The 1,809-nt window shown below is 40.9% G+C and carries 1 protein-coding gene; it reads left to right on the plus strand.

Features of this window, described 5'->3' with window-relative positions:
* The first annotated feature begins 156 nt into the window (after positions 1-156).
* Positions 157-1,614 (plus strand): IS1182 family transposase, encoded by a 1,458-nt coding sequence (locus F7D47_RS05435; protein WP_153085067.1) that lies wholly within the window; start codon positions 157-159, stop codon positions 1,612-1,614.
* The last annotated feature ends 195 nt before the right edge of the window (positions 1,615-1,809 follow it).

The following is a 1,809-nucleotide window of genomic DNA, read 5'->3' on the forward strand; positions in this document are numbered from 1 at the left end:
CACGCCCTGAAAGGGCAGAAGCTCCTAGCCCAGGGAGGGCACTGAAAAAGTCCCTTCATGGGTTATGTTAGTTTAACATTCGATCTTTGAAATAGTGTACCCAAAAGTTGCATATGTGCAATATTTTTTGTATCTTTGTAGAAAAATACAAGGATTATGCTAGAGCAACAACAGACCATATCATTCAGTGATTATTCAAGTTTGTATGACTTGATTATCCCAAAAGACAACCTGCTCCGCCAGATTACTGACCTGGTGGACTTTCGTTTCGTATACCAGGAATTGCAGGACAAGTATTGTCATGACAATGGTCGTACAGCAGAGAGTCCTATCCGTATGTTTAAGTATCTTCTTTTAAAGGTAATCTATGACATATCGGATGTTGATGTTGTTGAACGTACTCGCTATGATATGTCGTTTAAGTACTTCTTGGGATTAACTCCTGAGGAGACTAATCTGATTAATCCTAGTTCCTTGACCAAATTCCGTCGACTTCGCCTGAAGGATATGGACCTGTTGGATCTTCTTATCAAGAAGACTGTTTCTATTGCTATAGAAGCAGGTGTCCTCAAGTCTAGAACCATCATTGTTGATGCAACCCATACGCATTCTCGTTCCAACCCTATCAGTGCAGCAAAGAGTTTGGAGTATTATTGCAAGGCCGTAATCAAGGTCGTTAATTCTGTAGATGACAGCATGGAATTGCCTGAGCTTCCAAAAGAAAAGAAGTATTCTTCTATCATGACTGCTGCCAAAACGATAGTTGCAACAGTAGAAGCTGACGCTGCAACTGCCAATATGCCTGCAGTCAAGGAACGTCTTAACATGCTGAAAGAAACCATTTCCGATGCAGAGACCCGAGGCGTAATATCAAAAGATGCAGATGCCCGTACAGGACATAAAACAGCGCATTCTTCATTCTTTGGCTATAAGACGCATATAGCTATGAGCGATGAGAGAATTATCACCGCAGCTACCGTCACCTCCGGCGAGAAGGGTGATGGACAGCAATTGCCAGAATTGATAAAAAAGACAGAGGAAGCAGGAATGGAAGTTGATTCCATAGTAGCAGATAAGGCATATTCCAGCAAGGAGAATCTCAAAATGGCAAAGGAAAACAATATGCGCCTCTCTGCTCGTTTAAGCTCTGTAATTGACGGTAATCGAACAAACAAACTCCCTTTTGAATACAACAAGGATGCAAATCTGTACGTCTGCCCAGCAGGGCATCTGGCGAAATGGAAAGAGATGAATAATCGCAAAAATGACAAGCGTCACAGAAACTCCAGCATTACCTATTATTTTGATGTGGACAAATGCAAGGTCTGTCCATTACGTGAAGGTTGCTACAAGGAAGGAGCCAAGACAAAAACATATGCGGTTACCATCAAATCGGATGAACAGTTGGAGCAAATCGAATATCAAAAAACAGAAGAGTTTATAAATCTTCAGAGGAAACGATACAAGATAGAAGCCAAAAACTCCGAACTTAAGAATGTCTTAGGATATGACAGAGCCCTGTCATACGGTTTGTCGTGCATGGAAATGCAGGGAGCTTTGACTATTTTCGCTGCAAATGTGAAGAGAATCATCAAATTGATGCAAAATGCATAAGGGGGGAAGTAGATTTCTCTATATATTGCCGAATTAAACGCCAGAAACGCTATAGAAAGCTGTTTGAGACTATATTCCTGTCCAAAAAAGTATTTCACTTTTAAAAGATGAAATGCTTCTTGGACAAGAATTAAAGTTCAAAAACAAGCTATGCAACTTAAAATTGGGTACCTTTTTCAGTGCCCTCCCAGGGCA

This window comes from Segatella copri, from assembly GCF_009494835.1.
GTDB classification, from domain to species: Bacteria; Bacteroidota; Bacteroidia; order Bacteroidales; family Bacteroidaceae; genus Prevotella; species Prevotella copri_F.